Source organism: Kitasatospora sp. YST-16, from assembly GCF_026802215.1.
In the GTDB taxonomy this organism is placed as follows: domain Bacteria; phylum Actinomycetota; class Actinomycetes; order Streptomycetales; family Streptomycetaceae; genus Kitasatospora; species Kitasatospora cineracea.
Map to the genome: position 1 here is coordinate 3,571,710 of NZ_CP113837.1, position 26,713 is coordinate 3,598,422.

The window sequence follows — 26,713 nt, forward strand, 5'->3', positions numbered from 1 at the left end:
CGATCAGGACCGTCCCATTGTGACAATTCCGGCCACCGATCGAGGATCGGCGGCCGGAATGTGACGGAGCTGACCGGACCTACTTGCCCAGCGCCGCCTGCATCATCGACTTGGCGATCGGCGCCGCGATCGAGCCGCCGGAGATCTCCGAGCTCTGCGCCGCGCCGTCCTCGACCACCACCGCGACCGCGACCTGCTTGCCGCCGGAGTCCTTCGCGTAGGAGACGAACCAGGCGAACGGCTTGCCCGCGTTGTCCTGGCCGTGCTGCGCGGTGCCGGTCTTGCCGCCGACCGTCACGCCCGGGATGGCCGCCCGCTTGCCGGTGCCGTCCTTCACCACGGCCTCCATCAGCTGCTGGAGCTTCTGCGCGGTGTCCGGCGAGACGGCCTGGCTCAGCTGGTGCTCGGAGTGGGTGGAGATGGCGTTGCCCGCCGAGCCCTCCTGGGAGACCAGGTACGGCTGCATCAGCGAGCCGTTGTTGGCGATCGCCGCCGCCACCATGGCCATCTGCAGCGGGGTGGCCCGGGTGTCGTGCTGGCCGATGGCGTCCATCGCGGTGCCGTCGGGGGAGGAGCCGCTGGGGTAGTAGCTGGCGGCGGCCCGGATCGGGACGTCCACCTTGTCGTTGTTGAAGCCGAACTTCTCGGCCTGCGAGCGCAGCGCGTCCTTGCCGAGCTCGGCGCCGATCTTGCCGAACACCGTGTTGCACGAGATGGCCATCGCCGCCGCCAGGGTGGCGTTCGTGCAGGGCTCGTCGGGGCTGTCGTTGACCAGCGGGGTGCTGGTGCCCGGCAGGATGTACGTCTCCGGGGTGTCGGTGGTGTCCGTGGGGTTCTTGAACTTGCCGGTCTCGAACGCGGTCGCCGCGGTGACCAGCTTGAACGTCGAACCGGGCGGGTAGGTCTGGCGCAGCGCCCGGTTCAGCATCGGCTGGTTCGGGTCGTTCTGCAGCGCCGTCCAGGCCGCGGAGTCGCTGTCGCCGCCGCCCGCGAAGGTGCTCGGGTCGTAGGACGGGGTGGAGACCAGCGCCAGGATCGCCCCGGTGCGCGGGTCGATCGCCACCGCGGCGCCCTTCCGGTTGCCCAGGCCCTCGAAGCCGGCCTTCTGCACCTTCGGGTCGATGGTGGTGACCACGTCGCCGCCCTGCTTGGGCTTGCCGGTCAGCATGTCCAGGGTGTTGCGGAAGAACAGCCGGGAGTCGGTGCCGGACAGCACCGGGTCCTCCAGCTTCTCCAGCTGGCTGGCGTCGTAGATCTGCGAGGAGTAGCCGGTGACCGGCGCGTACATCGGCCCGTCCACCCAGGAGCGCTTGTACTTGTAGCGCAGGCCGTTGACGAAGTCGGACTTGGTGACGGGCTGCCCGCCGACGATGATGTTGCCGCGCGGGTAGGCGTACCGGTCGTACTTCACCCGGTCGTTGTGCGGGTTGCCCGCCCAGGCCGAGGCCTGCACGCCCTGCACCCAGTTCACCCGGACCATCAGCGCCAGCACCAGGACCAGGCAGAAGATCGACACCCGGCGGATCGGCTTGTTCACGAGGACGCTCCCCTGCTCTGGTCCGGCGTTCCGTACCCGGGCGGCCCGTACCGGTCGGGACCGGCCGGCTCCGGGATGGCCGGGACCGGCTCGGGGGTCGGTTCGACGGCCGGGCGGCGGGCGGTGTCGCTGATCTTCATCAGGACGGCGATCAGCGCCCAGTTCGCCACCACCGAGGAACCGCCCTGGGCCAGGAACGGCATGGTCATGCCGGTCAGCGGGATCAGGCCGGTGACCCCGCCCGCGACCACGAACACCTGGAGCGCGAACGCCGAGCTCAGGCCGACCGCGAGCAGCTTGCCGAACGGGTCGCGGGCGGCCAGCGCGGTGCGCAGGCCGCGCTGCACCACCAGGCCGTAGACCAGGAAGACCGCCATCAGGCCGGTCAGGCCCAGTTCCTCGCCGAACGAGCCGAGGATGAAGTCGCTCTTCGCCGCGAACTGGATCAGCCAGCTGCGGCCCTGCCCCAGGCCGGTGCCGACGGTGCCGCCGGAGCCCAGCGACATCAGGGTCTGACCGATCTGCTCCGAGGACTCCTTGGGCGGGTGCGGCCCGAACGCCGCCATCGGGTCCAGCCAGGCGTTGATGCGGGTCTTCACGTGCCGCTCGCTGGTGGCGACCACCGCGGCGCCGCCGAAGGACATCAGCAGGCCGAAGACGATCCAGCTGGTCCGCTCGGTGGCCACGTACAGCATCACCACGAACAGGCCGAAGAACAGGAAGGAGGTGCCGAGGTCGGTCTCGAACACCAGGATCAGGATCGACAGCAGCCAGACCACCACGATCGGCCCGAGGTCGCGGCCGCGCGGCAGGTACAGGCCCATGAACTTGCGGCTGGCCAGCGCCAGGGCGTCCTTCTTCACCATCAGGAAGCCGGCGAAGAAGATGGTCAGGATGATCTTGGCGAACTCGCCGGGCTGGATCGAGAAGGAGCCGAAGCGGATCCAGATCTTCGCGCCGAAGTCCTCGGCCCGGGACGGGAAGAAGGCCGGCGCGGCCAGCAGCACCAGCGCCAGCACCATCGAGATGTAGGTGTAGCGCTGCAGGATCCGGTGGTCCTTGAGCAGCAGCATCACGCCGACGAACAGCCCGATGCCCAGGCCCGACCACATCAGCTGGTTGGTGGTCGCCGGGAAGTTGTTGCGCAGCAGCTTGCCGGCCTTGTCGAGCCGCCAGAGCATCACCAGGCCGAGCCCGTTCAGCAGCGTCGCCAGCGGCAGCAGCAGCGGGTCGGCGTACGGGGCGAACCGGCGCACCGCCAGGTGCGCGGCGCCGGCCAGCACGCCCAGGCCCAGGCCGTAGGCCAGGATGTTGGCGGGCAGCGTGCCGTCCATCGCCAGCCCCACGTTGGCGTACCCGAACATCGGGATGGCCACCGCGAAGGCCAGCATCAGCAGCTCGGTGTTGCGCCGGTTCGGCACGGCGTCCGGGGCGGTCCGGGCGGTGGCCCGCCGCCGCCCGGCGGCGGGCGTGCGGCCGCCGCTCACGTCGAAGGTGCTCATGCCTGTGTGAAACCCCCCGGGTTCGCCCGCGGCCCTACTGGGCCGGGCAGGACGCGGCGAGCTGCTGCTCCTGCTCGGTCAGCGGGGGTGCGGACGGCGCGGTGCCCTCCCCGGCGGCCGGGGCGGTCTTGGACTCGGCGACCTTCTTGCAGACGGCGGCCTGCGTGCGCAGCACCTCGACCTGCTTCCGGGCGTCGGCCAGGCCGTCGGCCTGGATCTTCTTGGCGACCTGGTCCGCCTGGTAGGCGGGCAGGTACTTGAGTTCGACGTCGGCGTACGGCTGGTAGACCGAGCTGAGTTCGAGGCCGGCCAGGTTCTGGTCGAGGCCGCGGTAGACCGCGACGTGGCCGTCCTGGACGCCGACGTAGTACTGGTCCTGGCTCCACTGCCAGGCGAAGAACCCGCCGGCGCCGAGCACCGCGAGCACCAGCACCCCGATCAGGGTGAGCTTCAGGCCGCGCTTCTTCTTCCGGCGCTCGACCGGGGCGTCCTGGTCGAACTCCTCGCCGGGCGCGCCGTAGCCGCCCTCGCCGGCCGGGAAGCCGGCCTGGGTGAAGTCGTCCGCCGGGGCGCCGTAGCCCTCCGGCGGGCCGAAGTCGCCCGCGGGGGCGCCGTAGCCGGGCTGCTGCTCGTAGCCGCCCTCGTAGCCCTGGGCGGGCCCGAAGGCGCCCTGCGGGGCCTGGCCGCGGCCGAGGCCGGCGGCGCGGCCGGCCGGGGTGTCCAGCAGCTGCGGGTCGTTGAAGTGGTGCGGCTGGGTGTCGGCGACCGCGCCGACCACCATCGGGGCCTCGGCGGCCTGGCCGCTGAGCGGGTCGGTGGCACCGACGTCGATCACGTCGGCGACGATGCAGGTGATGTTGTCCGGGCCGCCGCCGCGCAGCGCCAGCTGGATCAGCTCCTGGACGGTCTGCTCGGGCGCGTAGTAGCTGCCGAGCGTCTCCTCCAGGGTCTGGTGGCTGACCGGGCCGGACAGGCCGTCGGAGCAGATCAGGTAGCGGTCGCCGGCCCGGACCTCGCGGATCGACAGGTCGGGCTCGACCTGGCCGCGGCCGTCCAGGGCGCGCATCAGCAGCGAGCGCTGCGGGTGGGTCTCGGCCTCCTCGGCGGTGATCCGGCCCTCGTCGACCAGCCGCTGCACCCAGGTGTGGTCCTGGGTGATCTGGTCGAGCCGGCCGTCGCGCAGCAGGTAGGCCCGGGAGTCGCCGATGTGCACCTGGCCCATCCGCTGGCCGTCCCAGAGCAGCGCGGTGAGCGTGCAGCCCATGCCCTCGAGCTGCGGGTCCTGCTCGACCATCTGCCGCAGCCGGTCGTTGGCGGTCTGCACCGCCTCGTTGAGCAGGGTCAGCAGGTCGGCGCCGGGGTGCGGCTCGTCGAGCCGGACGATCGAGCCGAGGACCTCCGAGGAGGCGACCTCGCCGGCCGCCGCCCCGCCCATGCCGTCGGCCACCGCGAGCAGCCGGGGCCCGGCGTAGCCGGAGTCCTCGTTCCCTTCACGGATCAGGCCCTTGTGCGAGCCGGCGGCGAAGCGCAGCACGAGACTCATGCTGTCCGGGCCCTCCTTCGGGTGGAGCTGGTCCTCATGCGCTGACTACTTCCGCAGCTCGATGACGGTCCTGCCGATTCGGATCGGCACGCCGATCTGGAGCGGCGTCGGCGTGGTGAGCCGCTGCCGGTCCAGATAGGTGCCGTTGGTGGAGCCTAGATCCTCCACCGTCCACTGCCCAGCCTGATCCGGGTAGATCCTGGCATGGCGGGAGGACGCGTAGTCGTCGTCCAGCACGATCGTGGAGTCGTGCGCCCGGCCCAGCGTGATGGTCTGGCCCTGCAGCGCGACGGTCGTCCCGGCCAGCGATCCCTGGGTCACCACCAGGTGGGTGGGCTGGCCGCGGCGCTGCCGGGCCTGCGCCTGCTGCGCGGCGGCGGTGGGCTGCCCCTGGGGGGCGCGGCCCGGGCCGGCCTGGGCGGGCGCGGGGGCACTGGAGCGCTGGGCGGTGCGCGCCGCGCCCTTGGTGTTGAACAGGTCGCTGCGGATCACCTGCACCGCGACGATGACGAACAGCCAGAGGACGGCGAGGAAGCCCAGCCGCATGACCGTCAGGGTCAGATCAGACATACCGGCCCGCTTCTACCCTTCGACCTGTCGGTAGACGATGGTGGTCGACCCCAGGACGATCCGGGAGCCGTCGCGGAGCGTAGCGCGCTGGGTGTGCTGCCCGTCCACCACGATGCCGTTGGTGGACCCCAGGTCCAGGACCATCGCGGGCGTACCGGGACGGATCTCCGCGTGCTTGCGGGACACCCCGGGGTCGTCGATCCGGATGTCCGCCTCGGTGGAGCGGCCCAGTACCACCGCATTCTGGCTGATCTGGTGCCGGGCGCCGTTCACCTCGATCCAGCGCCGGGTGCCGGCGCCGCCGTGGCCCGCGCCGGGGAAGGGCCGCACGTTCCCGGCCGCCGGGGGGGCGGACGGCATCGCGGGCGGGGCGGCGGGCGGCGGCGGTGCGCCGTAGGGGGCGGCGGGGGCCGCGCCCTGGTGCCAGGGGGCGCCGGGCGCGGGCGGGGTCGGCGGGCGGCCGTACCCGGGCTGGGCGGCGGGCGGCGCGGCCGGGGCCCGCTGGGGCTCCTCGGCGGCCAGCGTGCGGCTGCGCACCCGGTACAGGCCGGTGTCCAGGTCGTCGGCCTTCTCCAGGGCGACCTGGAGCGGCCCCATGAAGCTGTACCGCTGGGCCTCCGCGTACTCGCGGACCATCCCGGCGAGCTCGGTGCCGAGCTGGGTGGCGTAGGGGCTGAGCCGCTCGTGGTCGTGCGGGCTGAGCTCGACGATGAAGTCGTTCGGGACGACCGTGCGGTCCCGGTTCCAGATGGTGGCGTTGTTGTCGCACTCGCGCTGCAGGGCGCCGGCGATCTCCACCGGTTGGACCTCGGACTTGAACACCTTGGCGAAGGTGCCGTTCACGAGACCTTCGAGTCGCTGCTCGAACTTCTTCAGGACTCCCACGGGGCACCCCCTCTCAGGGCGTCGGACGGGCCGGCTCGTCGGCTGGAAAGCGGTACTTCCGTACTGATCGTATCCACGCCCGGCCCTTCCGTACGGTTCCCCGCCTAGGTCGCGCCCGGAGGGGTACCCGCCGGGCGGCCCGCTCACTCGTTCGCCCGGCCTCCGGTTGCGGGCCGGGCGGACCCGTGCCGGGGGGCCGGTCGGAATGGATTCGCAGGTACGGCGTGGGGCGTGCTAATGTTTTCCATGTCGGAAGGGGCGCCCGAGAGGGAGCCGAACGGAAGACCCCGAGAGATGCGGTAAGCTTCTCGACAGGTCGGAAGAAGCGGTAAGCAACTGAAGACAACACCCATGCGCGGGTGGCGGAATAGGCAGACGCGCTGGATTCAGGTTCCAGTGCCCGAAAGGGCGTGGGGGTTCAACTCCCCCCTCGCGCACAGCGAAGCCCCGCAGATCCTCAGGATCTGCGGGGCTTTCTCGTTCTCCGGATCAGGTTGCAGGTGCAGGTGCCGGTGCCCCGGAACGGTCCGGGGCGGCTCAGGGGGCGGGCAGCACGGCGTGCAGGGCGAAGCCGCCGTCGGGGGTGGGGTCGGCGGTGAAGGTGCCGCCGAGCAGGGCGGCGCGTTCGCGCAGGCCGATCAGGCCGTGGCCGCCGCCGGGCAGCGGGGCGGTGTCCTGGCCGGCGCCGGTCGGGCGGAGCGGCGGCGGGCCGTTGCGGACCTCGACGTGCAGCCGGCCGCCGCGGGCGGTGACCCGGACGGTGACCGGGGCGCCGGGGGCGTGCTTGCTGATGTTGGTGAGGCCCTCCTGGACGGTGCGGTAGGCGGCCCGTTCGACGGCCTCGGGCCAGTTCCGGCGGCCCGGGTCGAGGCGACGGGTGACGGCCAGGCCGCTGCCGTCGATCAGCCGGGGCAGGTCGGCGAGGGTGGGCTGCGGGGCGAGCGGGGTGCCGGGGACGCCCGCGGCGCGCAGCACGCCGACCATCTGGCGGAGCTCGTCGAGGGTGCGGACGGAGAGCTCGCGGATGGTGCGGGCGCCGTCCCGGGCGGCCGGGTCGGTGCTGGCGACCTGCAGCGCCCCGGCCTGGATCGAGATCAGGCTGACCTGGTGGGAGACCACGTCGTGCATCTCGCGGGCGAGCCGGGCGCGTTCGGCGGCCAGCACCTTCTCGGCCAGCAGCCGGCTCTCGCGCTGGCGGCCGGCGGTGAGTTCGGTGACCCGTTCGGCGAGTTCGCCGCGGGTGCGGACCAGCATGCCGAGGGCGGCCGGTCCGGCGCCGAGCATCACCGACTGGATGGCGTACAGCGCGTTGTCCCGGCTGAGTTCGAACAGGCCGGGGTCGAACGGCCAGTGGAAGAACTCGACCAGGGCGAAGGCGGTGGCGCAGGCGACCGGGACGGGGGGCCGGGGGCGGGCGGCGGCGACCGAGTAGACGGCGGTGACGGGGGCCAGCCAGATCTCGTTGAAGAACGCGCCGGGCAGGGTGAGCAGGGCCACCGTGAGCGGGAGGCGGCGGCGGAGCAGCAGGGCGGCGACGGACAGCGCGGAGAGGGCCAGCTGCCAGGGCGCGGAGCCCTTGGCGACCAGGGCGGAGTCCATCGCGGCCAGCAGCACCGGGACCAGCAGGGTGGTGCGCGGGGAGCGCAGCAGGGCCCGGAGCCGGGAGCCCGGGGCGGCGGGCGGCCCGGGGGCGCGGCGGGGGCTCCGGTACGCGCGGGGGCCTCGGCGGCCTCGGGGGTCACTCGCCGTCCTGCCGGTCGCGGACCAGCCCGGCGCGGTGGGCGATGACGGCGGCCTGGACGCGGTTGGCGGCGCCGAGCTTGGCCAGGATCGCGCTGATGTGGTCCTTGACGGTGCCGGTGCCGAGGAACAGCCGGTCGGCTATCTCGGCGTTGGACAGGCCCTCGCCGAGCAGCGCCAGGACGTCGAGCTCGCGGCCGGTGAGCCGGCCGGTGAGGCCGGCGGCGGCGGTGTCGGGGCCGCCGCCCTCGACGTAGCCGCTGATCACGGTGCGGGCGACGGTCGGGGAGAGCACGCTGCCGCCGGCCGCGAGCACCCGGACGGCGTGCACCAGCTGCTCGGGGGCGGTGTCCTTGAGCAGGAACCCGGCGGCGCCGGCCCGCAGCGCGGTGCCGATGTGCTCGTCGGTGTCGAAGGTGGTGAGCATGGCGACGGCGGGCGGGTCGGGCAGCGCGCGCAGCCGGCGCAGCACGCTGATGCCGTCCAGGTCGGGCATCCGGACGTCGAGCAGGACGACCCGGGGGGCGAGTTCGCGGGCGAGCTGTTCGGCCTGGCCGCCGGAGCAGCCGCCGACCACTTCCAGGTCGGGTGCGGTGCCGACGATCAGGCCGAGCCCGGAGCGGACCAGCACCTCGTCGTCCACGATCAGGACCCGGGTCGGCGGCATGTCTCTCCCTGTCTCTCCCGCTGGTGGCGGTTCGGTGCCGGGCGGTCCACGACCCCCGCCGATCGGCGGGGGTGGGAATCCGCTACCGGATTCACGCAATTCTCATCCTGGCTGGGCAACCATGGAAATCGGGGTGGAGTGCGCCGAACCGCGAGCGGATGCGCCCCCGTGATCGATCGTCTGGAATGGTTGCTGTGTCCACTGTGAAGACGGCTTCCTCAGCCGTGTCCCCCACGAGCGGCGAGGGCCCGGGTCCGCTGGCACGGTGGCGCCCGCGAGCCGCCGCGTCGACCGTCTGGTACCTGCGGCTGATGGCCCTGCTCAACCTGGCGGCGGTGCTGTCGGTGCCGTTCCGGGACCAGGTCCAACGGCACAACGAGGGGGAGTTCTTCACCCCCTACCTGATGACCGCGGGCCTGACCACGGTGGTGCTGGCGCTGTTCCTGGCGGTGGCGATGCGCCGCCGCAAACGGGCGGCGTGGATCTTCAACACCGGCCTGGCCGGGCTGACGTTCCTCGGCTACCTGGCCTGGATGGCCTGGGGCGACCGCTACCGGGACCACCCCTGGAACTACTTCTCGATCGTGCTGACCGGGCTGTTCCTGGTGGCGCTGCTGGTCTCCCGCAAGGAGTTCACCTCCAAGGGCGACCGCTCCAACCCGAAGACCGCGGCCGCCGCCGCGGTCGGCGGGCTGCTGCTGGGCGGGCTGATCGGCTCGGTGCTGGTGCAGCTGACCAACGAGGTCGCCGGCGCGGGCTTCGGCACCCGGTTCAGCTACGCGGTGCACCGGATGATCACGCTGAACCCCTCGGAGCGGGTCCTCGACGTGGTCTCGGTCCCGACCTGGGTGAACGCGGCGATCAACGCGATGAGCGCGGTGCTGTTCCTGTTCGTGCTGTACGTGGCGTTCCGCTCGCCGCGCGGCGAGGAGCTGCAGAGCGACGAGGACCAGAGCCGGCTGCGCGAGCTGCTGGAGAAGCAGGGCGAGCGGGACTCGCTGGGGTACTTCGCGCTGCGCCGGGACAAGGCGGTGGTGTTCTCGCCGTCCGGGAAGGCGGCGATCGCCTACCGGGTGGTCGGCGGCGTCACGCTGGCCTCCGGCGACCCGATCGGCGACCCGGAGGCCTGGCCGGGGGCGATCGACGCCTGGCTGTCGGAGGCCCGCGAGCACGCCTGGGTGCCGGCCGTGATGGGCGCCTCCGAGGAGGCCGGGGTGATCTACGCCCGGCACGGCCTGGACGCGCTGGAGCTGGGCGACGAGGCGATCGTCGAGCTGGACGAGTTCTCGTTGGACGGCCGGGCGATGCGGGTGGTCCGGCAGGCGTACAACCGGGTCAAGCGGGCCGGGTACACGGTGCGGATCCGCCGGCACGGGGACATCCCCGAGTGCGAGATGGCCGAGCTGGTGGCCAAGGCCGACCACTGGCGGGACGGGGCGACCGAGCGCGGTTTCTCGATGGCGCTGGGCCGGCTCGGCGACGCGGGCGACGGGCGCTGCGTGATGCTGGAGTGCTTCGACGGGGACGGCGAGCTGCGGGCGCTGCTGAGCTTCGTGCCGTGGGGCGCGCACGGTCTGTCGCTGGACCTGATGCGGCGCGACCGGGACAGCGAGAACGGCCTGATGGAGTTCATGGTGATCGAACTCCTGCAGCGGGCGAAGGAGGTCGAACTGGAACGGGTCTCGCTGAACTTCGCCATGTTCCGCTCGGTTTTCGAGCGCGGCTCGAAGCTGGGTGCAGGCCCGGTGTTGCGACTGTGGCGTTCGGTGCTCGGTTTCTTCTCCCGCTGGTGGCAGATCGAGTCGCTCTACCGGGCGAACGCGAAATACCGGCCGATCTGGGAACCGCGTTATCTGCTCTTCGAGAAGAGCGGCGAGATTCCCCGGATCGGCATCGCCTCGGCCCGCGCGGAGGGTTTCATCACGGCGCCCACCATGCCGGCCCTGTTCCGCCGCCGGCACAAGTGAGGAAGTCTTCCCGGCCGGGTACGGCGCGGGACGGGGGCGGGGCCCCTCCGCCGGGGGGCGGAGCGGGCCGGATGTCAGACCCCAGGATGACGCCGCGAATGGTCTTCGAAGCTGATGCCGCGGGTTAATCCGATGCGTATCGTCGGTGGCGAGGCGTAGAAGAATCGACGGCGCGAGTCGGGACGGAATCGGACGGGAGAACCGGGTCGTGGAGAAGATCACCCACGCGGGGGGCGTGCGACCGGAGTGGTGGGCGGTATTCCGCCGGGCCGCGGTCGCGGAGTGGGGGGAGCTTTTCGCTTCCGTGAAGGAGCAGGTGGTGCGGCGGAAATTCGCCGCCGTGCCGCTGGCGACCGCGGCGACCGCGCTGGTGATGCTGTTCTCGGTGGTCCAGCACCTGCCGGGCGGGGACCGGTTCGTGGCCGACATCGGGGTGGTGAAGGCGGCGCTGCCGCTGGACGTGTCGCTGCTGCGCACCCCGCTGTCGCTGTACGTGCCGGCCCTGGACCTGCCGGTGTGGGGGGCGCTGGCCCAGGTGTTCCTGGTGTTCGGGGTGGCGGAGATCGTGCTGGGGCGGCGGCTGACCCTGGTGGTGGCGTACGTCTGCACCCTGGCGGGCACGCTGTTCGCCCGGGTCGGGGTGGCGCTGGGCCCGCACCACGCGCTGGGCTTCCCGCGCTGGGTGGCGCACGTGCGGGACACCGGTCCTTCGGCGGCGGTGGTGGCGCTGGCCGTGGTGGTGGCGCTGCGCTGCCGGGCGTGGTGGACGGGCGGGGCGGTGGCGCTGTCGATGCTGGTGGAGGCGCTGCTGCTGCCGAACCTGGCGGGGCTGGAGCACCTGGTGGCGATCAGCACCGCCGTCCTGATCGCCATCTGGGTCGAGGTGTTCGGCGACTACTGGCCGCGGGTGCTGACCGGGGTCGGCGCGGCCGCGTCGGTGGCCGCCCAGGGCCGGACCAGGGCGGTCACGCCCTGACCCGGCGGGCGGGCGGTCAGCCGCGGGGCAGCGGCATCTCGAAGTAGACGACCTTGCCGACCGCCTTGCGGGCGGTGCCCCACTTCTCGGCCAGTTTGCTGACCAGGTTCAGGCCGCGGCCGTGTTCGGAGAAGGAGTCGGCGGGTTCCAGCGACGGCAGGTTGTGGTTGTCGTCGCTGACCTCGACCAGCAGCTTGTCGACCCGGATCAGCTGCAGCTGCACCTCGGAGCGGGCCACCCGGACGGCGTTGGTGACCAGTTCGGAGACCAGCAGTTCGACGGTCTCGGCGAGCGCGGTCAGCTGCCAGGCGGCGAGCTGGTCGCGCACCAGCCGGCGGGCCCGGCCGACTTCCAGTTCGGTGACGCCGAGCTGCCAGGTGGCGACCTCGGTCGGCGGGACGCCGTCGAAGCGGGCCACCAGTAGGGCGATGTCGTCCTGCCGGTCGTCGGAGTGCAGGGTGTTCAGCACGGTGTCGCAGGCCTCGTCCGGGGTCTGCTTGGGGTCGATCAGGTTGCCGCAGAGCGCCGCCAGGCCGGCTCCTATGTCGCCGCCGCGGACCTCGACCAGGCCGTCGGTGCAGAGCACCAGCATCGAGCCGTCCGAGACGTCGATCTTCTTGGTCTGGAACGGCACCCCGCCGACGCCGATCGGTGCGCCGGAGGGCAGTTCCAGCAGTTCGCCGCGGCCGTCGGGGTGGACCAGGACGGGCGGGACGTGGCCGGCCGAGGCGAGTTCGCAGGTGCGGTTGATCGGGTCGTAGACGGCGTACAGGCAGGTCGCCAGGTGGTCGTCGCCGAGCTTGTGGGCCAGGTTGTCGAGGTGGCGCAGCAGCTGGGCGGGCGGCAGGTCGAGGGCGGCCAGGGTCTGCATGGCGGTGCGGAAGCGGCCCATCGCGGCGGCCGAGTGCAGGCCGTGGCCCATCACGTCGCCGACCACCAGGGCGACCCGGCTGCCGGGGAGCTGGATGGCGTCGAACCAGTCGCCGCCGACCTCGGCCTTGCGGTCGCCCGGCATGTAGCGGTGGGCGATCTGCACGCCGGGGATCCGCGGCGGGCGGGTCGGGATCATCGAGCGCTGCAGGGTGGTGGCGACCTTGGACTCGGCGCGGTGCAGCCGGGCGTTGTCCAGGGAGAGCGCGGCGCGGGCGGCGATCTCCTTGAGGGTGTCGGCGTCGGAGCGGGTGAACGGCGCCCGGTCGGTCAGCCGCAGCAGCTTGAGGATGCCCAGCACGGTGCCGCGGGCGGACAGCGGCAGCACCAGCATCGAGCGGCCGACCACGGCGGGCTCCAGCTCGGGGCCGCCGAGCGCGGCCGCGTAGTCGACCGCGACGTCCGCCGAGATCAGCGGGACCAGCACCGGCTGGTTCTCCTGCAGGGCCAGGCCGGGCGGGGTGGAGCGGGGCATGGCCATCAGCGCGCCCTCGTCCAGGACGTGGTTCCAGCGCTGCGAGGAGGCGTTGAAGGTGCGGGCGACCCGGCGCAGCATGGTGGCGTCGTCGGGCAGGGCGACGGGCAGTTCGGAGTCGGAGATCAGGCCGTCGAGCAGGTCGACGCAGGCGAAGTCGGCGACCCGGGGGACCAGCACCTCGCACAGCTCGCGGGCGGTGGTGTCCAGGTCGAGGGTGGTGCCGACCTGGCTGCCGACCGAGGCGAGCAGGGCGAGGTCGCCGTCGTCGGGCAGCCCGCGGACCACCTCCACGCCGGTGCCGGAGGAGGCCGTCCGGCTGGGCGGGACGGCGGCGGGCAGGACGGGGGAGACGGGGGAGAGGGGGCGGTGATCGGGTCGGGGGCGGCGGGGTCGATGGCGGGGCCTCCCGGGGTCGGGCCGTGGGCGGCGGCGTCGCGGGGTCCAGGGACGGGGCGGCCGGGCCGCGGCGTCGCGGGCCCGGCAGCCGGTATCCGTACCCCGGTGGCGTCCGCCGCACCCGTGCCCGGGGCCGCTCGGCGGCGCGGCGGGCGGCGCGCTGCTGCGCGGTGGGGTAGCGGCGGCCGATCCCGGCGGCGGCCCGGGCGGTGCCGGCGCCCTCGGGGGAGGGCTGGTGGGGCACCACCGGCAGTCCGGCCGCGCCGTCCACCCGGAGCGCGGGCGGGCCGGCCAGGGCGAGGGCGTCCAGCAGCCGGCGGCGGCGCTCCGCGGAGCCGGGCGGGAGCAGCCCGGCGAGCGCCTCGGCGCTGCCCGGCCCGGGCGGGGCGAGGACGGCGTCGACCTGCTGCGGGCGGGCCGCGGCGGGGGCGGCGGCGTACGGGAGCAGGCGTGCGCCGAGGGCGATCCGCGGGCCGGCGGCGCGCAGCGGGCGGGCGTCGGCGGCCAGCACCAGCAGCGAGCGGCCGACCGGCTCGACCAGCGGGTAGGCCCACCACAGGACGTCGCGCAGCCGCTCCTCGCGGTCGTGCGCGGCCATCGGGCCGGCCCACGGGCCGTCCAGGGTGAGGTCGTCGAGGGTGTCGAAGGCGTCGCAGCGGTGGGCCGGGCCGGAGCCGTCCGGGCGGGGCTCGACGGCGGGCAGCAGGCCGTGCGCGGTGCGGCCGAGGACGGCCTCGGCGCGGTGGCCGAACAGCTCTTCCGCGGTGCGGTTCCACAGCGCGATCCGGCCGTCGGGGTCGACCAGCACGGCGGCGACCCGGAGCAGGGCGGCCACTCCGGCCGGGGGTGTGGGATCGGGCTGGTCCACCATGGGTATCGGTCTGCCCCTTTGTTGTGCTTGCTGCTCCTCCTGGCCGGTGCGCGCGTCCTTGCGTGCGCCCTCCAATGAAGCACGGGGACACCGGGGGCAGGTAGCCAATCGGGCAGATTCGTCCGTATCAGTTGCGTGTCGCCCGCCGGGCGCCCCCGGCGTGCCCCGCCGTCACCCGGACGGCGGTGTGCCGGGCCCCGGTAGGGTGGCCAGGGTGAGCGTACCGAGCGTCGAGGTGTGGGCGGACCCGGAGCGGCAGGACCTGGAGGAGCGGGTCGCGGCGGCCGAGCTGGCCTGGCTGACCCTGGACGTCGACGTGGCCACCCTGCGGGTGGAGATCGACAACTTCGCGCTGGCCCACCACCAGCTGCTCGGCCCGCTGTACGCCGAACTGGACGAGCTGGACGCGCTGATCGCCGAGTCGGTGGCGGCGCTCAGCGGCGACCCGGAGGACCTGCGGCGGGCCCGGGAGGCCCGCGAGCGGGTCGAGCCGCCGCAGGAGCGCGGCCCGCGCGAGGGCGAGCCGGAGGCCCGCCGGGTGCGGCCGGACCGGGACGCCCAGCGGGTCTACCGCGAGCTGGCCCGCCGCGCCCACCCCGACCTGACCACCGACCCGGCCGAGCAGGAGCGCCGCTCGGCGTTCATCGCCCGGGTCAACGAGGCGTACGCGCTGGCCGACACCGAGGGCCTGGAGCGGCTGGCCGAGGAGTGGTCCTCCTCGCCGGACTCGGCGCCCGCCGCCGACTCCCCCGACCGGCTGGGCTGGCTGCGCCAGCGCCTGGAGTGGCTGACCGGCCGGATCACCGCGCTGGCCGTGGAGCGGGTCCGGCTGGAGCGCACCCCGATGGGCGAGCTGCTGCTGCTGCGCCCCGAGGAGCCGGAGCGGCTGCTGGAGGACCTCGCCGAGCAGCTGCTGGCCACCGCCGCGGACCGGCAGGCGCGGCTGGCCGCGCTGCTGCCGGACAATGGCGGGAACGAACCGTCCCACGCACCCCAGGAGACTCCCCCGATGTTCGCTCAGCTGCCCACCGCCGACGCCGCCTCGGTGCCCGCCGACGCCGCCCTGCTCGACGTCCGCGAGCAGGACGAATGGGACGCCGGGCACGTGGAGGGCGCGCTGCACATCCCGATCGGCCAGGTGGTGGCCCGGCTCGACGAGCTGCCCGAGGGCCGGCTGTACGTGCTGTGCCGGGTCGGCGGGCGCTCCGCGCAGGTGGTGCAGTACCTGGTCGCGGGCGGCCGGGACGCGGTCAACGTGGACGGCGGGATGTTCGCCTGGGAGGCCGCGGGCCGCCCGATGGTGAGCGGCGGCGGGCAGGAGCCGTTCGTCCTGTAGGGCGGGCGCAAGGGCCCCGGCCCCTGTTCGAACGCGTGGGCGGTGCGGCAGGATGTCGGCCGTGCGCGTCTGGTCCAAGCCCGCCCGGGTGGTGCTGGTGGTCGCCGGGGTGGGGCTGGGAGCCTGCGTCCTGGCGTTCCTCGGCGCGCTCTTCCTGGCGGTGGCGCCCGCGAACTCGGTGTCCAAGGAGTACCGCTCCCAGGTGGACGCGGTGGTCTACCCGGAGTTCGAGCAGAACTGGAAGCTGTTCGCGCCGGACCCGCTGCAGCGCAACGTCGCGGTGGACGCCCGGGTGCAGACCATCGGCGCCGACGGACGGGTGGCCACCGGCGAGTGGCGCGCTCTGACCGCCGAGGACTGGGCGGCGATCCGGCACGACCCGGCGCCCAGCCACCTGGACCAGAACCTGCTGCGCCGGGCCTGGGACTTCTACGAGTCCACCCACGGCGACGGCGACGGGCGGGCGGCGGCCGGCAGCCGCGGGCAGCTGGCCGAGCAGTACCTGGAGCGGATCGCCCTGCAGCGGATCGGCCCCGGCGGCGACCGGGTGATCCAGGTCCAGCTGCGGGCCACCGTCACCGCGGTGGCCCCGCCGCGCTGGAGCGGCGAGCAGGTCGACACCGCGCCGCACGTCCGGGAGCTGCCCTGGTGGCCGGTGCAGCCCGAGGACCGGCGGGGCCTGTCGTGAGGTCCGCCGCCTCCGCCGTCCGGGCCGCGCTGCCGCGCCTGCTGACCACCCTCGTCCCCTACCAGGCCGCCGTGGTGCGGATCGGCACCGCCGGCACCTGGGGCGCCTACCTGCTGCGCGAGTGGCCGAACCGGCGGGTGCTGTACGGGGACCGGTCGGCCTGGTCGGCGGAGCTGAACGGCCGGCTGCTGTCCGAGACCCACGCCTTCACCGCGCTGTCCTGGAGCGACGGCCGCTGGTGGTTCGAGGCGGTGTACCTGCTGGCGCTGCTGTCGGCGGGCGCCATGGCGCTGGGCTGGCGGACCCGGGCGTCCGCGGTGCTGTTCGCGCTGACCGTGCTGTCGCTGCAGAACCGCAACGTGTTCCTCGGCGACGGCGGCGACAACCTGGTCCACCTGATGGCGATCTACCTGGTGTTCACCCGCTGCGGGACGGTCTGGTCGCTGGACGCCCGCCGCCGGGCCCGCCGGCCGGGCCGGCACCCGTCGGAGTGGGGCGAGCCGCGGGCGCTGGCCGACGCGCTGGCCGCGATGCTGCACAACTGCGCGATGCTGGTGATCGCGGTCCAGGTGGTGCTGGTGTACGCCACGGCCGGCTGGTACAAGGTGCAGGGCGCCCGCTGGCAGGACGGCACCGCCGTCTTCTACCCGCTGAAGCTGGAGTACTTCACGCCCTGGCCGGAGCTGTCCGGGCTGCTCGGCGGCAGCCTGCTGGTCACCTTCGTGCTGACCTACGGCACCGTGGTCATGCAGGTCGGCTTCCCGTTCTCGCTGGCCGCGCGGCGGCTGAAGAACGTGCTGCTGGCGGTGATGGTGTGCGAGCACCTGGCGATCGCGGTGCTGCTCGGGCTGCCGTTCTTCTCGCTGGCGATGGTCTCCGCGGACGCGGTGTTCCTGCCGACCGCGTTCCTGGTGGGGGCGCAGGAGCGGCTGGCCGAGCGGTGGGCGCGGAGCACGGCCGGCCGGCGGGAGCGGCGGGAGCGGGAGCCGGTCGGCGAGCCGGTGGGCGGGTCGGCGGGCGGTCCGGACGACTGACCGGGCCGCCGGGCGAAAAGTCGATAAGCTCGCGGTATGTCCTGGTTCACGGCCCTGCGCGACACCGCGCGGGCCGGGCTGACCGTGGACCGCTCGCTGACCAACCCCCGGCGCGCGCTGCGCGGGGCGGTCGCCGCGGCGCTGGTGGTCTTCCCCGCGCTGTTCCTGTACGGGCCCGCGCAGGCCACCTCGGCCGCGATGGGCGCGTTCATCGCGGGCACCGCGACCTTCCAGCGCTCGTTCCGCCCGCGCGCCTCGCTGGCCCTGGTGGCCGCGGCCGGGCTCGGCCTGTCGACCTTCCTGGGCTACGTCGCGGTCGGCATTCCCGGCGCGTTCCCGGTGCTGCTCGCGCTGTGGGCGTTCGGCGCCGGGCTGGCCTGGGCGATCGGGCCGACCGCGGGCGTGGTCGCCGCCAACACCCTGGCCGTGATGATGGTGGTGGTGCAGCTGCCGGTGTCGGTGCCCACCGCGGTCGAGCACGGGCTGCTCTGCTCGGTCGGCGGCGCCGTCCAGGCCCTGGTGGTCACCGTCTGGCCGATCGACAGCTGGCGGGCCCAGCGCGACGCGCTGGCCGACATCTACGCCGGGCTCGGCGACTACGCCCGCCGGCTGCGGCACGACCCGGTGGCGCAGGTCGACCCGGAGCCGTTCATCGTCGGCCGGCAGGCCGCCGCGCTGACCGCCTGGCAGGCCAAGCGCCGCCCGCCCGAGCTGCGCGGCCTGCGCACCATCGCCGAGCGGATCCGCCCCGCGCTGGCCGCGCTGGCCGACCCGCGGGTGGGCGCCGCCGAGGAGGGCGCCGAACGGGACCGGGCCCGCGAGGTGCTGTCCGCCGCCGCCGAGGTGCTGGACGCGCTGGCCCGGGCGATCCGCAGCGGCGACCCCGTCCGGCTGCCCAAGGACACCCCGGCCTGGCGCTGGCCCGCCCGGGCAGCGGCAGCGGCGAGGACCGGCTGCGCGGCGCGGCCCGCCGCTCCGCCCGCCGGCTCTCCGGCCTGCTGGGCCGGGCCGCCGACCGCCTCGACCGGCAGGACCGCACCACCGTGCAGTCCCGCACCGCGCCCACCACCGGCCTGCGCCGCCCGCCGCTGGTCAAGCTGGTGCCCGCCGCGCTGGCCACCGTCGGGCGGCAGCTGCACCGGCACTCGGCGATCTTCCACCACGCGGCGCGGATGGCCCTGGTGGTCACCTCCGCCTACCTGGCGTCCCGGCTGCTGCGGATCGAGCACGGCTACTGGGCGCCGATGACCTCGGCGATGGTGATGCGCCCCGACTTCGCGCAGACCTTCAGCCGGGGCGTGGCCCGGGTGGCGGGCACCGCGGCCGGGGTGCTGGTGTCCACCGCGGTGGTGCAGCTGTTCGACCCCGGGGACTGGGTGCTGGCCGTCCTGGCGGTGAGCTGCATGGGCCTGGCCTACCTGACCATGCGCACCGGGTACGCGGTGATGACGGTGGCGATCTCCTCGTACGTGGTGTTCCTGCTCGGCCTGCAGCCCGGCGACCCGGTGCGGCTGGCCGTGGACCGGGTGTCGATGACGCTGCTGGGCGGCTTCGTCGCGCTCGCCGCGTACGCGCTGTTCCCGACCTGGCAGACCGCCCGGCTGCCGGAGCGCCTCGCCGAGTGGCTGGCCTCGGCGGGGCGGTACGCGGCGGCGGTGTTCGGCGCGTACGGGGACCCGGCGGGCGGGCACGCCGAGAAGGACGTCCGGCCGGCGCTGCTGGACGTCCGGGAGGCGCGCAGCGAGATGCTGGCGGCGCTGGACCGGGCCGAGGTGGAGCCGGTGCGGCACGACGAGCAGGTGCGGGAGCTGACCCGCAAGCAGTTCGACAAGGCCCGCTCGGCGGTCGGCATGCTGGACCGCTGCACCGTCCTGCTGGAGGCCCACCTGCCGCCCGAGGACGCCCCGCCGGTGCCCGGCGCGGCCGCGTTCGGCGAGGAGCTGCGGGACGCCACCGCGCTGGCCGCGGCCGCGGTCCTGCTCGGCCAGGACGTCGACTTCGCGCTGCTCCGCGACGCCCACCGGACCTGGGACCACCAGCTCGCCGCGCTGCCCCGGGACGACCGGATCGACGTCACCCGGGCCGGTGCCCGGCTGGTCATGCAGGCCCTCACCGAGCTGGAGCGCGCGGTGCGGACGCGGCCGCAGCCGGCCCGTCCGGAGCCCGTACCGTTGGGGGTGTGAGCGACACCTCGGCGCCCCAGCTGGGCGAGCAGTACGACGACCTGGGCGACGACCGCGAGATCGGCGTCGGCCCGCACCCCGGGCCGTGGCCGGACGACCCCCGGCTGGACCCGGAACTGCTGGCCGCGGGGGACCGCCGCAACGTGGTCGACGCCTACCGCTACTGGCGGCACGAGGCGATCGTCGCCGACCTGGACACCCGGCGGCACGGCTTCCACGTCGCGGTGGAGAACTGGCAGCACGACTTCAACATCGGCTCGGTGGTGCGCACCGCGAACGCCTTCCTGGCCGGCGAGGTGCACATCGTCGGCCGGCGGCGCTGGAACCGGCGCGGCGCGATGGTCACCGACCGGTACCAGCACGTGCGCCACCACGGGTCGGTGGCCTCGCTGGCCGCGTACGCCGCCGAGCGTGGGCTGCCGGTGATCGGCATCGACAACCTGCCGGGCGCGGTGCCGCTGGAGACCTTCCGGCTGCCGGAGCGCTGCGTGCTGCTGTTCGGGCAGGAGGGGCCGGGGCTGACGCCCGAGGCGTGGGAGCACGCGGCGGCGGTCTGCTCGATCGCGCAGTTCGGGTCGACCCGGTCGATCAACGCGGGGGCGGCGGCGGCGATCGCCATGCACGCGTGGGTGCGGGAGCACGCTGCGGGGTGAGGAGGGTCCGGGGCGTGCTCCCGGGCGGGGGTCAGGTGAAGAGCAGGCGCCAGGTGTGGGGGCCCGGGTAGCCGTCGGCTTCGGAGCCGGTCCAGCCCTGGGCGCGCTGGAAGGCCTGGACGTTGAGGCGGTCGGCCTCGCCCCAGTCCCGGCTGGGGCCCTCCCGGTAGGCGGCGGCGAAGCCCTTGCGGACGAGTTGCCGCCCGAGCAGCAGGACGTCGTCGTTGACCCGGCCGGGGCCGAAGCGGTCGGCGCCGGGGAAGGGCGGCGGGGCGGCCGGGGCGGTGGGGACGGTCGGCGGGGGCGGGGCGGGGGTGGCGGGGTCGGCGGGCGGGACGTCCTTGCCCTTGTGGTGCACCAGGAGGTCCCAGGTGTCCTTGCCGGGGTAGCCGTCGGCCTCGGCGCCGCGCCAGCCCTGGGCCAGCTGGAACGCCTCGGTGGCCTTCCGGTCGGCCTCGCCCCAGTCCGGGCTCGGCCCCTCGTGGTAGAACCGGCCGCCGCCGCGGTCCACCAGCATCTTCCCGAGCCTGGTCACGTACGGGTTGACCTTCCCCGGCCCGAACTTGTCCGCACCGGGGAAGGCGTCGGCGTCCGGGGCGGGCATCGGCTGGCTCAACCCCCGGTAGCGGTAGGGGAGGTAGCCGCTCGCGTTGCTCCAGTACGCGTACGGGGTGCTGCGTTCGGTGGTGCCCGGGCGGGTCTGCTCCAGGGCGGTGTACCTGGTGTGCGCGGTGTCCAGCCAGCCGCCGAACAGGACGGTGTGCGAGCCGCCCTGGGGGTTGTCGGGGTTGTTGTAGATCAGGGCGTCGCCCGGTTGCAGGTCGTCCTTGGAGATCCGGTCCGCGAAGTCGGGGAGGGTCCAGGTGGTCTGACTGGTGCCCAGGCCCCAGGCCATCGAGACGAAGCCGGAGCAGTCCTGGCGGTAGCCGTCCGACCAGTACCTGCTCATGCTGTACGGCACCTTCTGGGCCACCCAGGTCCGGGCCCGCTGCAGGATCTCGGCCCGGGTGGTGGCGGGCTGGGCGGCTATCGAGCGGCGGGCGGCGGTGTCCGCGCCGTACGGTCCGGCGACTTCGCCCTGGGGGGCGTCGGGTATCGACGGGCTGCTGTCGGTGCGGGGGGCGGCGGCGACGGCGGCCGTCGCGGTGCCCAGCATGCTGCCGGCGGCGGCCAGCAGGACCGCCGCGCGGCGGGCTCCGCGGGCGGAGCACCGGCCGGACCGGGCGGCGAGCGAGCGGGCCAGGCGGCGGTCGGCGCAGGCCGGGCAGCCGCAGGCGGCGTCCGGTTCGACGTCGCTGAACTCCATCAGCACGGGGGTCCTGCCTCTCCTCGATGGGGCGCTGAGTGGGACTCACGTTCCCCGGGGGGAGCGGTGCGGACCACCCGATGGGCGGTCCGGCAGGGCGGTTCGGGTGAACGCCCGCACCGCGGGGTCGGGCGTGGCGGGCGGCCGACGAGAGCGGGAGGAAAGGGGCAAAAGGGAGGAAAGCGGAGGAAGTGGAAGGAAGCGGAACGAAAGGGAGCAAACGGGAAGGAAAGGGAAGGATAGGGAAGGAAGCGGAGGGAGAGGGAGGGGGGAGGCGAGGGCTACTCCCACTGCCAGCGGATGCCCACCTGGCCGGGCTGCTGGTCGGCGGTGAGGACGTGGGCGCTGGCCGAGGCGCCGATCCACAGCGGCTCGCGGTGGCGGTCGACCTCGGTGCCGGGCGCGCGGTCGAAGCGTTCACACTGGACGGGGACGGACGCGGGGTCGAAGTGGACCTGGAGGACGTACTCCCGGACCGGGGTGGGGAAGAAACGTCCGTAGTCGATGGTCGGTCCGGAGTCGGGGATGTGCACCTCGTACTCCAGGACGGTGGAGTCGCCGAGGGCCAGCGGCCGGTCCAGCAGCAGTTCGGCGACCAGCAGGCCGTTGAGCGGGCGGCGGCGGACCCGGCCGAGGCGGGCGTGCCGGACGGAGGTGATCTCGGGGCAGGTGTCGACGCCCTCGTCGGCCTTGTGGACCACCACGTGCCGGGTGACGCCGTCCACGGTGGCCCGGACCACCTGGCGCATCCGCAGCAGGTGGCCGCGGCGGGAGGCGTCGACGTAGTAGGAGTCGTGGATGGACTGGCGCTCCAGCTGGCCGGCCGGCGGGGCGTCGAGTTCGGTGAAGACCTCGGCGATCTCGGCCTCGCCGGGCCAGACCTGCTCGACCCGCAGGCCGTCGGGGGCCGGGCCCTGGGTGACCCAGCGGCCGCGCGGGCGGGGCGGGCCGAGCAGCGAGGTGAGGGCGGTGTGCCGCAGGCCGAGGAGTTCCTCGAGCAGGTGGACGGCGCGCAGCGAGGTGGCGCGCTCGGGCTGGCTGCGGCCGCGCCGCCAGTAACTGAGGGTCGTGACGCTGATCCTGACGCCCTGTTTGGCCAGGGCGGCGCGGATCCGGTCGAGGCTGAGCCCGCTGGTCTCGATGGCGGCGTTGAGCACGTCGGCGAAGCCGCTCGGCAAGGCCGGCGGGACGGATATGCCGGGCGGCGACTGCTCGCCGCCCTGGCCGCCCGGACCGGAAGACCGTTCGCCGCTGTGCTCGCGCTGGCCGACCAGTCGGAGCCGGCCGGAGTGCTGCGGTTGTTGTGAGCCCATGCGACACCTTCCCCACCCGGCGGGTTCGGCGGGTTCGCCCCCGGCTCCACGGTGTGTCGACGGGCATCGGAGGTGCGCCGCCGAGCGTGTGGGAACCCTATTGAGGGTTGAGAGGCTACGTCATCAATCAGGACATATGACAGTGGTCACGACAAGTATTTCGCGGGCGGAGCGAACAGGAAACACTCCTGACACACCGGCGCCGGGAGACCCGCGGAGGGTCTCCCGGCGCCGGGGCGGACGCGGGGTCAGGACACGTTGAGCGCGGTGTCGTCGATCACGAAGGAGGTCTGCAGCGAGGAGTCCTCCACGCCGTTGAACTTCACCGTGACGGTCTGCCCGGCGTAGGAGGACAGGTCCACCGTCTTCTGCGCGTAGCCGGTGTTCTTGTCGAGGTTCGAGTACGTGGCGACGGTGGTGCCGTTGACCGAGACGGTCAGCTTGTCGTACGCCGTGGTGGTCGTGGTCTCGGCGGTGTCGACGTGCAGCCAGAAGCTCAGCTTGGCGCTGCAGCCGGACGGGACCGCCACCGACTGGGAGAGGGTGTCGGTGTGGCTGGAGCCGTAGCCGTCCAGCCAGGCCTTCCAGGAGCCGCTGTGGGCGGGCTCGGAGGTGGAGTTGTCGATGGTGCCGGAGGTGCCGGTCCAGGGGCTGGCGGTGCCGGTCTCGAAGCCGGGGTTGCCGAGCAGCTGGGCGGCGGTGCAGGAGCCGGTGGGCGGCGGGGTGGTGCCGCCGGAGCCGAGCAGGGCGTTCGCCAGGCCGTCGGCGATCGGGGTGCCCCAGCCGGTGACCTGGTCGTAGCCGGTCTTGGTGGAGAAGTCCTGGTTGGCGCCGCTGGTGACGTCGTGGAAGGCGCTGCCGTACGAGGACGAGTTGGTGACCGCGTAGATCTTCGGGTTGGCCTCGCCGAGCACCGGCTTGGCGGCGCCCAGCGCCTTCTGGTTGTACAGCGCGGCGAAGCCGGACCACAGCGGGGCGGCCGCCGAGGTGCCGCCGTAGACCTGCCAGCCGGGGCTGCTGGAGCCCTGGGTGTAGATGGCGAAGCCGCTGTTCGGGTCGGCGTTGGAGGAGACGTCCGGGACGGTCCGCATGGTGCCGGTGACGTTGGTGCCGGTCTGCCAGGTCGGCTTGGCGAACTGGGTGGAGACGCCGCCGCCGGCCGTCGACCAGGCGCTCTCCGAGCTGTAGGTGGTGCCGGAGACCTTCAGGTTGGTGCCGCCGACGCCGGTGTTGTACGGGCTGGAGGCGGGGAAGTCCACGGCCTTCACGGTGGAGCCGGAGGTGGAGCGGGTGCAGTCCCGGGAGCCGTCGTCGCCGGAGGCCGAGAAGATCGAGATGCCCTGGGCGGCGGCCTGCTTGAAGGAGTTGTTCACCGCGGTCATCGAGGAGGCGGTGGTGTCCGGCTCGCAGGAGCCCCAGGAGATGGAGATGACCGAGACCCGGTTGTCCGCGACGATCTTGGCGGCCATGTCGATCTCGCCCTGGTCGCTGTTGGGCGCCTCGTACACCAGCTGGGTGGCCTTCGGGGCGACGCCGCGGACGATCTCGGAGTCCAGCTCCACCTCGCCCTGGCCCTGGCCGGGCGCCGAGTCGTAGTTCGCGCCGTCCACCGAGACGGTGCTGACCGCCGGGCCGGACAGGCCGAACTGGCTGTCGTAGGTGGTCAGGTTGGAGGACTTGTAGCCGTCGAACTCCCAGAGCGCGACGGTGGAGCCGGTGCCGTCCGCGCCCAGCTGGTTCAGCCGGTAGGCGCCGTCGTAGGTGGCCGGGCCGAAGCCGGAGGGGGTGGCGTGCGGGGTCGCGGCGTTCGGCTTGGCGATCCGGGTGGTGCGCACGGTGTGGTCGTTCAGGCCGCTGACGCCCTCGACCACGCCGGCCAGCGCGGCCGGCACCGAGGCGGCGGCGTCGTTGGCGAAGAACGCCCGGCCGCTCTGCTGCGGGTCGGTGTACGTCGACTCGTGGGTGCCGAACGCGGCGGCGACCTGCGCGCTGGTGCCGGTGGCGTTCACCACCTGGCGGTTGGTGCTGACCGAGTCGACCTTCAGGCCCTGGGCGGTGAGGAACGCCCGGACCTGCTCGACGTCGGCGGCGGTCGGACCGAACCGCTCGGTGAATTGCGCGGGGGTCAGGTAGTGGCCGTACTCGGCGGTGCCCGGAGTGGCGACCGCGGCCAGGAAACGGTCCAGTTCGGCCGTGTTGCGCAGCTTCAGCGAGACCGCCACGGATATCCGGCGGTCGGCGGGGACGTCGCCCTGCTTCTGGGAGCGGGCGACGGCCGGGGTGACGGTCTGGGGCAGCGCCACCCGGGCGCTGGCGTTCGGGGTCGGTGCCGCCTGGGCGGTGGAGCTGCCCAGGGTGACGGCGGTGAGGGGAAGGACCGCGAGGGCGGCGGCAAGGGCGAGCGAGCGGGGTCGCACGGGCTCCTCCGGAAATATGGGGGCGTTCCGGGTTTCGAAAACGCTCGCCAGAATCTCTCAGAGAACTCGCAGGAAAAGGCCCATGCCTGAGCAATTGCTTATTAAAAAACAGTCAACTGTGAAACGGAAAGGGAATTCAGTGTATGAACCGAATTCCCTTTCCGGGGATCAGTGAAGAGAACCGGACATCAGGGGCGGCCCAGCCACTGGCTCAGCGCCGCCCGCAGCTCGCCCCTGGTCGGGTCGGCGCAGGCCCAGGCCGCGTACCCGTCCGGGCGGACCAGCAGCACGGTGTCGCGCAGCTTGCCGTGCGGGTCCGCGGGGGCCGCGGTGACCACCCGGTCCGCCCAGGAGTCGGCCACCGACAGCTCGTCGTTGCTGACCAGCACCGCCCTGCCGGAGCGCAGCGCCTCGTGCAGCCGGGCCGGGCCGCCGGGCACGTCCACCGCGAGCCGCAGGTCCGGGACGCGGCGGCCGACCAGCGGGTGGGCGCCCTTCTCGGCCGGGTAGGCGTGCCCGATGCCGGAGACCTGCTTGGCGCCCAGCTCGGCCAGCGGGCCCAGGTGGCCGGCGGCCGCGCCGAGCGCCGAGCGCAGCGCCCGGGTCGGGGCGTGCCGGCCCTGGGCGAGCCGGACCAGGGCGCCGGAGGAGCGCAGCACGGCCCGGCCGACCGGGTGGCGCTCGGTCTGGTAGGTGTCCAGCAGGGCGTCGGGGGCCCAGCCGCGGACCGTGGCGACCAGCTTCCAGCTCAGGTTGGCGGCGTCCTGCAGGCCGGTGTTCATGCCCTGGCCGCCGGCCGGGGAGTGGCAGTGCGCGGCGTCCCCCGCCAGGAACACCCGGCCGGAGCGGTAGCTGGGGGCCTGGCGCTCGTCGCTGTGGAAGCGGGAGGTCCAGCGGGCCTCCAGCACGCCGTGGTCACGGCCCGTCACCTCGCGCAGCAGGTCGGCGAGTTCGGGCAGCGCGACCGGTTCGGTGTCCGGCACCTGGTGCTCGCGGCTCCAGCCGATCACCCGGTACCAGCCGTCGCCGAACGGGGCCAGGAAGGCGAACCCGGCCTCGCCCGCGCCGGCCGTCAGCGGCTCGTCCGGCTCCCGCTCCAGGCGGACGTCGGCCAGCATCACCGAGCGCACCGCGGCCTCGCCGGGGAACGGGATGCCCAGCAGGTCGCGCACCGAGGAGCGGACGCCGTCCGCGCCGACCGCGTAGCGGGAGCGGAAGGAGCGCTCGCCGCCGGCGGTCCGGGCGGTCAGCGTCACGCCCCGGCCGTCCTGCCGGAGGCCCGTCACCTCGGCGTCGCGGAGCAGCTCGGCACCGGCCTTGACGGCCCGTTCGCGCAGCACCCGCTCGGTGTTGTACTGCGGGGTGACCAGTACGAACGGGAAACGGGTGGGCAGGCCCGCCAGGTCGACCCGGAGCCGGCCGAACACCTGCAGCGAGGGCATCGCCCGGCCGGTGGCGATCAGCTCGTCGGCCAGGCCGCGGGCGTCCAGCAGTTCCAGCGTCCGGGCGTGCACGGCGAAGGCCCTGGTCAGGCCGGACTCCTCGGCCCGCTTCTCCAGCACCGTGACCCGCAGGCCGGCCGCGGCCAGGTCGCCCGCCAGCAGCAGGCCGGTCGGGCCGGCGCCGACCACCAGTACGTCCGCGGTGAACTCCGTCTCGGACATCCGTCTCTCCCGTTCGTCATGCCGCAGAGGCCGGTGGTCACCGGACCGGAGTCCACG

20 protein-coding genes, 1 tRNA gene and 1 pseudogene are annotated in these 26,713 nt (G+C 73.9%); 9 read left to right on the plus strand and 13 right to left on the minus strand.

What is annotated here, in order from left to right:
* Positions 1-79: 79 nt before the first annotated feature.
* Genes OU787_RS16330 through OU787_RS16350 form a run of 5 tightly spaced genes read right to left on the minus strand, consistent with a single transcriptional unit; the run spans position 80 to position 6,037 of the window.
* A complete protein-coding gene (locus OU787_RS16330) occupies positions 80-1,537 on the minus strand; it encodes a peptidoglycan D,D-transpeptidase FtsI family protein (protein WP_268659769.1) in 1,458 nt (485 codons plus the stop codon).
* Positions 1,534-3,039 carry an FtsW/RodA/SpoVE family cell cycle protein gene (locus OU787_RS16335; protein ID WP_268659770.1) on the minus strand — a complete coding sequence of 502 codons (1,506 nt, stop codon included), beginning with the start codon at positions 3,037-3,039 and terminating at the stop codon, positions 1,534-1,536. The genes OU787_RS16330 and OU787_RS16335 overlap by 4 nt, the downstream gene beginning before the upstream one ends.
* Positions 3,040-3,073: 34 nt before the next feature.
* Positions 3,074-4,582, minus strand: a complete 1,509-nt coding sequence (locus OU787_RS16340; RefSeq protein ID WP_268659771.1) for a PP2C family protein-serine/threonine phosphatase — start codon at positions 4,580-4,582, stop codon at positions 3,074-3,076.
* 45 nt (positions 4,583-4,627) lie between these two features.
* Positions 4,628-5,152: an FHA domain-containing protein FhaB/FipA gene (locus OU787_RS16345; RefSeq protein WP_268659772.1), complete on the minus strand. Its 525-nt coding sequence runs from the start codon at positions 5,150-5,152 to the stop codon at positions 4,628-4,630.
* A gap of 12 nt (positions 5,153-5,164) precedes the next feature.
* Positions 5,165-6,037: an FhaA domain-containing protein gene (locus OU787_RS16350; RefSeq protein ID WP_030457665.1), complete on the minus strand. Its 873-nt coding sequence runs from the start codon at positions 6,035-6,037 to the stop codon at positions 5,165-5,167.
* 353 nt (positions 6,038-6,390) lie between these two features.
* Here OU787_RS16350 and OU787_RS16355 point away from each other — a divergent pair.
* Positions 6,391-6,474, plus strand: a tRNA-Leu gene (locus tag OU787_RS16355).
* 100 nt (positions 6,475-6,574) lie between these two features.
* Here OU787_RS16355 and OU787_RS16360 read toward each other — a convergent pair.
* Both OU787_RS16360 and OU787_RS16365 read right to left on the minus strand, forming a co-directional pair.
* Positions 6,575-7,651: a sensor histidine kinase gene (locus OU787_RS16360; protein WP_268659773.1), complete on the minus strand. Its 1,077-nt coding sequence runs from the start codon at positions 7,649-7,651 to the stop codon at positions 6,575-6,577.
* A 124-nt stretch (positions 7,652-7,775) separates the two neighbouring features.
* Positions 7,776-8,444: a response regulator gene (locus tag OU787_RS16365; protein ID WP_123553941.1), complete on the minus strand. Its 669-nt coding sequence runs from the start codon at positions 8,442-8,444 to the stop codon at positions 7,776-7,778.
* 224 nt (positions 8,445-8,668) lie between these two features.
* Here OU787_RS16365 and OU787_RS16370 point away from each other — a divergent pair, with 224 nt between their 5' ends.
* Positions 8,669-10,411 (plus strand): phosphatidylglycerol lysyltransferase domain-containing protein, encoded by a 1,743-nt coding sequence (locus tag OU787_RS16370; RefSeq protein ID WP_051816457.1) that lies wholly within the window; start codon positions 8,669-8,671, stop codon positions 10,409-10,411.
* 319 nt (positions 10,412-10,730) lie between these two features.
* Positions 10,731-11,387 (plus strand): hypothetical protein, encoded by a 657-nt coding sequence (locus tag OU787_RS16375; RefSeq protein WP_157852065.1) that lies wholly within the window; start codon positions 10,731-10,733, stop codon positions 11,385-11,387.
* A gap of 16 nt (positions 11,388-11,403) precedes the next feature.
* Here the strand turns inward: OU787_RS16375 and OU787_RS16380 are convergent, their stop codons facing one another.
* Positions 11,404-13,086 carry an ATP-binding SpoIIE family protein phosphatase gene (locus tag OU787_RS16380; protein ID WP_268659774.1) on the minus strand — a complete coding sequence of 561 codons (1,683 nt, stop codon included), beginning with the start codon at positions 13,084-13,086 and terminating at the stop codon, positions 11,404-11,406.
* Between the two features lie 835 nt (positions 13,087-13,921).
* Positions 13,922-14,062: pseudogene (locus tag OU787_RS16385) on the minus strand (PAS domain-containing protein); the annotation flags it as partial.
* A 214-nt stretch (positions 14,063-14,276) separates the two neighbouring features.
* On the opposite strand from OU787_RS16385, the gene OU787_RS16390 reads away from it, so the two are divergent.
* The 6 genes from OU787_RS16390 to OU787_RS16415 all read left to right on the plus strand — a co-directional run bounded on the left by OU787_RS16390 (position 14,277) and on the right by OU787_RS16415 (position 19,956).
* The gene (locus OU787_RS16390; RefSeq protein WP_268659775.1) at positions 14,277-15,398 is read left to right on the plus strand and encodes a rhodanese-like domain-containing protein; all 1,122 of its coding nucleotides are present in this window, start codon (positions 14,277-14,279) and stop codon (positions 15,396-15,398) included.
* A 61-nt stretch (positions 15,399-15,459) separates the two neighbouring features.
* Positions 15,460-16,086, plus strand: coding sequence for a DUF5819 family protein (locus OU787_RS16395; RefSeq protein WP_268659776.1), 627 nt, complete (start codon positions 15,460-15,462; stop codon positions 16,084-16,086).
* Positions 16,083-17,120, plus strand: a complete 1,038-nt coding sequence (locus OU787_RS16400; protein WP_268659777.1) for an HTTM domain-containing protein — start codon at positions 16,083-16,085, stop codon at positions 17,118-17,120. Before OU787_RS16395 ends, OU787_RS16400 begins: the two co-directional genes overlap by 4 nt.
* A 36-nt stretch (positions 17,121-17,156) precedes the next feature.
* The gene (locus OU787_RS16405) at positions 17,157-18,368 is read left to right on the plus strand and encodes an FUSC family membrane protein (protein WP_268659778.1); all 1,212 of its coding nucleotides are present in this window, start codon (positions 17,157-17,159) and stop codon (positions 18,366-18,368) included.
* Positions 18,293-19,303: an FUSC family protein gene (locus tag OU787_RS16410; protein WP_268659779.1), complete on the plus strand. Its 1,011-nt coding sequence runs from the start codon at positions 18,293-18,295 to the stop codon at positions 19,301-19,303. The genes OU787_RS16405 and OU787_RS16410 overlap by 76 nt, the downstream gene beginning before the upstream one ends.
* Positions 19,300-19,956: a TrmH family RNA methyltransferase gene (locus OU787_RS16415; RefSeq protein ID WP_030464477.1), complete on the plus strand. Its 657-nt coding sequence runs from the start codon at positions 19,300-19,302 to the stop codon at positions 19,954-19,956. Before OU787_RS16410 ends, OU787_RS16415 begins: the two co-directional genes overlap by 4 nt.
* Positions 19,957-19,987: 31 nt before the next feature.
* On the opposite strand, the gene OU787_RS16420 is transcribed toward OU787_RS16415, so the two are convergent.
* The 4 genes from OU787_RS16420 to OU787_RS16435 form a co-directional block, all read right to left on the minus strand.
* Positions 19,988-21,262 (minus strand): peptidoglycan-binding protein, encoded by a 1,275-nt coding sequence (locus OU787_RS16420; RefSeq protein WP_268659780.1) that lies wholly within the window; start codon positions 21,260-21,262, stop codon positions 19,988-19,990.
* A gap of 281 nt (positions 21,263-21,543) precedes the next feature.
* Positions 21,544-22,575 (minus strand): hypothetical protein, encoded by a 1,032-nt coding sequence (locus OU787_RS16425; RefSeq protein ID WP_081967222.1) that lies wholly within the window; start codon positions 22,573-22,575, stop codon positions 21,544-21,546.
* A 248-nt stretch (positions 22,576-22,823) separates the two neighbouring features.
* Positions 22,824-24,992, minus strand: coding sequence for a protease pro-enzyme activation domain-containing protein (locus tag OU787_RS16430; RefSeq protein ID WP_051817567.1), 2,169 nt, complete (start codon positions 24,990-24,992; stop codon positions 22,824-22,826).
* Positions 24,993-25,180: 188 nt separating this feature from the next.
* Positions 25,181-26,656: an FAD-dependent monooxygenase gene (locus OU787_RS16435; RefSeq protein WP_268659781.1), complete on the minus strand. Its 1,476-nt coding sequence runs from the start codon at positions 26,654-26,656 to the stop codon at positions 25,181-25,183.
* Positions 26,657-26,713: the final 57 nt, after the last annotated feature.

Coding starts and splice junctions, on each gene's coding strand:
- OU787_RS16335 (WP_268659770.1), bottom strand. CDS start 3,039: ATGAGCACCTTCGACGTGAGCGGCGGCCGCACGCCCGCCGCCGGGCGG.
- OU787_RS16340 (WP_268659771.1), bottom strand. CDS start 4,582: ATGAGTCTCGTGCTGCGCTTCGCCGCCGGCTCGCACAAGGGCCTGATC.
- OU787_RS16345 (WP_268659772.1), bottom strand. CDS start 5,152: ATGTCTGATCTGACCCTGACGGTCATGCGGCTGGGCTTCCTCGCCGTC.
- OU787_RS16365 (WP_123553941.1), bottom strand. CDS start 8,444: ATGCCGCCGACCCGGGTCCTGATCGTGGACGACGAGGTGCTGGTCCGC.
- OU787_RS16405 (WP_268659778.1), top strand. CDS start 17,157: ATGTCCTGGTTCACGGCCCTGCGCGACACCGCGCGGGCCGGGCTGACC.
- OU787_RS16410 (WP_268659779.1), top strand. CDS start 18,293: ATGGCCCTGGTGGTCACCTCCGCCTACCTGGCGTCCCGGCTGCTGCGG.
- OU787_RS16420 (WP_268659780.1), bottom strand. CDS start 21,262: ATGGAGTTCAGCGACGTCGAACCGGACGCCGCCTGCGGCTGCCCGGCC.
- OU787_RS16425 (WP_081967222.1), bottom strand. CDS start 22,575: ATGGGCTCACAACAACCGCAGCACTCCGGCCGGCTCCGACTGGTCGGC.
- OU787_RS16435 (WP_268659781.1), bottom strand. CDS start 26,656: ATGTCCGAGACGGAGTTCACCGCGGACGTACTGGTGGTCGGCGCCGGC.